Below are 3,383 nucleotides of genomic sequence, written 5' to 3'. Positions count from 1 at the left end.
TTGCCTTCCTTGATGGCGACCGGCAGCCAGGCGTTGGAGCCCTGCACGCGGTCGAGGATCGCCTCGATCGGGCCGTACTGCACGCCGTCGATGGTGACACCCTTGATGAGGCCGGCCAGCCGCACCTCGTCCACCGTGCCGTGCACGCGCACGCGGTAGCGCCGTGTCCAGCCGGTGGCCGGCAGTTCCAGGAAGCGCGCCAGCTCGCCGTCGTTGGTCAGCAGCAGCAGCCCCTCGGTGGTCAGGTCCAGGCGGCCGACCGAGACGACGCGCGGCATGCCCGGCGGCAGCCTGTCGAAGACGGTGGCGCGGCCCTTCTCGTCGCGGGCGGTGGTGACCAGCCCGGCCGGCTTGTGGTAGCGCCACAGGCGGGCCGGCTCCGGCTCCGGCACCAGTTTGCCGTCGACGATCACGATGTCGCCGGGCTTCACCACGAAGGCGGGGCTGTTCAGCGTGCGGCCGTTGACCTCGACGCGGCCGTCGGCGATCCAGCGCTCCGCGTCACGGCGCGAACACAGGCCGGCGCGCGCCAGCCGCTTGGCGATGCGCTCGCCGCCCGAGGCGTCGTCGGAGGCGGTCTCGGGCGGCGTGCGGTTGTCGGTGGAAGGGGTGTCCATGGGCACGGACCATAGGGCCTAGCGGCCCGGCCCGCAACTCACTCCTCAAGCCGGAAGCCCACCTTCATCACGACCTGGAACTGCGCCACGGCCCCGCCGCGCACGTTGCCGCGGATCTCGCCCACCTCGAACCAGTCGACGTGCTTCAGCGTCTTCGCCGCGCGGTCGATGCCGTTGCGGATCGCGTCGTCGATCGAGGTGTCGGAGGTGCCGACGATCTCAACCTTCTTGTAGACGTGGTTTTCCATGGCACGGCTCCTCATGTGGATGGTGCATGCAAGCTTGTGGTGGAACGCCGCCGGGATCAACCGGGCGCCTTGACGCAATCGGGTTGGCCCGACAGGCTGCGTGGCATGAGTGAACCGAGCTACATGGAACCGACCTTTATGGACTTGGCGTTCGCCGAAGCCGAGGCCGCCGCCGCGCGCGGCGAGGTGCCGGTGGGTGCGGTGGTGGTGGACACCGCCAGCGGCGTCGTGCTGGGCCGCGCCGGCAACCGCACGGAGGAACTGAACGACCCCACCGCGCACGCCGAGGTGCTGGCCATCCGCGCCGCGTGCGCGGTGCGCGGCGAACCGCGCCTGCCCGACTGCGACCTGTACGTGACGCTGGAGCCGTGCGCGCTGTGCGCCGCCGCCATCAGCTTCGCGCGGCTGCGCCGGGTCTATTTCGGCGCCTACGATCCGAAGGGAGGCGCGGTGGAGCACGGGCCGCGCTTCTACACCCAGCCGACCTGCCACCACGCACCGGACGTCTATGGCGGCATCGGCGAGACGCGGGCCGCCGGCCTGCTGAAAGGGTTCTTCCGCGACCGCCGTCAGGAATAGAGCGTCAGGAATTAGGAATAGAGCGACGCGCTCAGCACGATCAGGCCGAGGAACAGGCAGGCCAGGAACACCTGGACAGGCACGCGCCCATCCCGCCCGCGGCACACGCCCTGACGGAAATCCGCGCATTCCGCGCACTTGAGCACCGGCGCCGCCCCCGCCGTACGGAGACAGGCCGCCGGGGGACGGGCCTGGGTATCGCTGCACAACGCCATGTCGATCGCCTTAGTCCGTTGTGTCCCTTGCGGATCGGGTCCGTTGCAGATCGGCGAAGGCAGAATACCGGCTGTGCGACATGTTGTCACGCGACATCGCGTGCTGCACCGCAACCAACAAGCGACAATCGGCCAGCACGTTGATCCAGGTCAAAACTGCATACCCGCACATTCGTTGGGGTTGCCAGCGATCGGCAAACGACGCAGCGTCGGTGCCGTCGGCGAAACGGAACCGGGATCGAGGCGATCATGTGCGCGAGCGCGGAAGGCTGCTTCCTGATCAAGGCGTACCAGCAGAACGCCACGAAATACGGCCACGACACCGCCGTGGTGAAGGCCGCCCAGCTCTACCAGCGCACCAACACCGCCGCGTCGGACGCCGAGGCGCAGGAGTTCGTGCAGCGCTTCATCCGGCCGGAAGCGGCCCCGGCCTGCGCGGCGTGCGGGTGATGAGCGATCAGGCGCTGTCTTGTCCGGCCATGATGGCACGAATGGCGTCGATCTGCGCCTGAACCTCCGGCAAGCGGTGCTCGACGGCGTCCCAGACAAGACGCAGGTCAACGCCGAGATAGTTGTGGATGAGCACGTCCCTCATTGCGGCCATTCTCTGCCAAGGCACCTCCGGATAGCGCCGCCGCAAATTCGCCGACAGCCGCCTGGTTGCCTCACCAATGACTTCGAGGTTGCGGATTACCCCATCCTGGGTGAGGAGGTCGGCTTCGAACGCTCTGCGACCACCCGTGGTATAGGTCTGGATCCGGCGAATCGCCTCGGCTATGTGCTCCAGGTACGCGACATCGGGGTTCATAGAGGCCGTGCCGTCGCAAGAATTTGGCCGCGCATGTACGGCGATAGCGCGCCCTCCGTCACGACGTCGACGCGCGCGCCAACCCGCTCTTCCAGCGCCTGCTTGAGGTCGACAAGGTCGAACAGGTCGCGGCCGGCCTCCAGATCGACCATAAGGTCGAGATCGCTGTCCGGGCGCGCCGTCCCGGCAGCCCGAGAACCGAAAACGCGGAGGTTCCGCGCCCCGTATCGGGCCGCCAGCACTTTCAGGACATCGGCCGTCACGCCGGCCGGCAGTTGGAACGCCAATGCCATGCCGAGAATATAGCGCCACCGGTGCCGGCGGCGAAGCCCCTACCGCCCGACCGCCCGCCACCCGATGTCGCGGCGGCAGAAGCCGTCCGGCCAGTCGAGGGCGTCCACGGCCTTGTAGGCGCGCGCCTGCGCCTCGGCCACCGTGGCGCCCGTGGCGGTAACGCCCAGCACGCGGCCGCCGGTGGACAGCACGCGGCCGTCGTCCGCGCGCTTGGTGCCGGCGTGGAACACCGTCACGCCCTCCACCGCGCCGACGGCGTCCAGGCCCCGGATCTCGGTGTTCTTCACGTAATCGCCGGGGTAGCCGTTGGCGGCCATGACGACGCACAGCGCCGTGGCGTCGTGCCAGCGCACGTCGAAGTGCTTCAGTTGGCCGTCGACCGCCGCGACCAGGGCCGCCAGCGCGTCGGACTTCAGGCGCATCATCAGCGTCTGGCATTCCGGTCGCCGAAGCGGACGTTGAACTCCAGCGTCTTGGGGATCTTCACCCCGTCCGGGCCATCGACGATCATCAGGCCGGCGAACAGCACGCCGGTGAACGGGCAGCCCTCGGCCGCCATGCCCTTGACCGTGGGCAGCACGATCTCGCGCATCACCTGGTCCTGCAGGGCCGGGGTCAGCGC

General features: G+C 68.9%; 7 protein-coding genes and 1 pseudogene. 2 read left to right on the top strand and 6 right to left on the bottom strand.

Translation table 11 applies throughout. The features are described 5' to 3' along the window. Both VED21_RS09495 and VED21_RS09490 read right to left on the bottom strand, forming a co-directional pair. Positions 1-617: pseudouridine synthase (locus tag VED21_RS09495; protein ID WP_324882099.1), on the bottom strand; the 617-nt coding region annotated here is incomplete at its 3' end. A 38-nt stretch (positions 618-655) separates the two neighbouring features. After that, positions 656-865, bottom strand: a complete 210-nt coding sequence (locus tag VED21_RS09490) for a dodecin (RefSeq protein WP_324882098.1) — start codon at positions 863-865, stop codon at positions 656-658. Positions 866-1,003: 138 nt separating this feature from the next. Between VED21_RS09490 and VED21_RS09485 the strand changes: the two genes are divergently transcribed. Then, a complete protein-coding gene (locus VED21_RS09485) occupies positions 1,004-1,444 on the top strand; it encodes a nucleoside deaminase (RefSeq protein ID WP_324882100.1) in 441 nt (146 codons plus the stop codon). Between the two features lie 11 nt (positions 1,445-1,455). Here VED21_RS09485 and VED21_RS09480 read toward each other — a convergent pair whose 3' ends face one another. Next, positions 1,456-1,659, bottom strand: coding sequence for a hypothetical protein (locus tag VED21_RS09480; protein ID WP_324882097.1), 204 nt, complete (start codon positions 1,657-1,659; stop codon positions 1,456-1,458). Positions 1,660-1,908: 249 nt separating this feature from the next. On the opposite strand from VED21_RS09480, the gene VED21_RS09475 reads away from it, so the two are divergent. Beyond that, positions 1,909-2,109 (top strand): hypothetical protein, encoded by a 201-nt coding sequence (locus VED21_RS09475; protein WP_324882096.1) that lies wholly within the window; start codon positions 1,909-1,911, stop codon positions 2,107-2,109. Between the two features lie 7 nt (positions 2,110-2,116). Here VED21_RS09475 and VED21_RS09470 read toward each other — a convergent pair whose 3' ends face one another. The 3 genes and pseudogenes from VED21_RS09470 to VED21_RS09460 all read right to left on the bottom strand — a co-directional run. Beyond that, positions 2,117-2,467 carry a DUF86 domain-containing protein gene (locus tag VED21_RS09470; RefSeq protein WP_324882095.1) on the bottom strand — a complete coding sequence of 117 codons (351 nt, stop codon included), beginning with the start codon at positions 2,465-2,467 and terminating at the stop codon, positions 2,117-2,119. Then, complete coding sequence (locus tag VED21_RS09465; RefSeq protein ID WP_324882094.1) at positions 2,464-2,760, bottom strand: nucleotidyltransferase family protein; 297 nt, start codon at positions 2,758-2,760, stop codon at positions 2,464-2,466. The genes VED21_RS09470 and VED21_RS09465 overlap by 4 nt, the downstream gene beginning before the upstream one ends. A gap of 39 nt (positions 2,761-2,799) precedes the next feature. Further along, positions 2,800-3,383, bottom strand: a pseudogene (locus VED21_RS09460) (phosphoribosylamine--glycine ligase); the annotation flags it as partial.

The organism is Azospirillum sp., from assembly GCF_035627195.1.
Classification (GTDB): Bacteria; Pseudomonadota; Alphaproteobacteria; order Azospirillales; family Azospirillaceae; genus Azospirillum.
This window is presented reverse-complemented; position numbering and strand designations above follow the sequence as displayed.

Bases quoted from the DNA above. Each gene is read 5' to 3' on its own strand.
- VED21_RS09470 (WP_324882095.1), bottom strand. From the start codon at position 2,467: ATGAACCCCGATGTCGCGTACCTGGAGCACATAGCCGAGGCGATTCGC.
- VED21_RS09475 (WP_324882096.1), top strand. From the start codon at position 1,909: ATGTGCGCGAGCGCGGAAGGCTGCTTCCTGATCAAGGCGTACCAGCAG.
- VED21_RS09485 (WP_324882100.1), top strand. From the start codon at position 1,004: ATGGACTTGGCGTTCGCCGAAGCCGAGGCCGCCGCCGCGCGCGGCGAG.
- VED21_RS09480 (WP_324882097.1), bottom strand. From the start codon at position 1,659: ATGGCGTTGTGCAGCGATACCCAGGCCCGTCCCCCGGCGGCCTGTCTC.
- VED21_RS09465 (WP_324882094.1), bottom strand. From the start codon at position 2,760: ATGGCATTGGCGTTCCAACTGCCGGCCGGCGTGACGGCCGATGTCCTG.
- VED21_RS09490 (WP_324882098.1), bottom strand. From the start codon at position 865: ATGGAAAACCACGTCTACAAGAAGGTTGAGATCGTCGGCACCTCCGAC.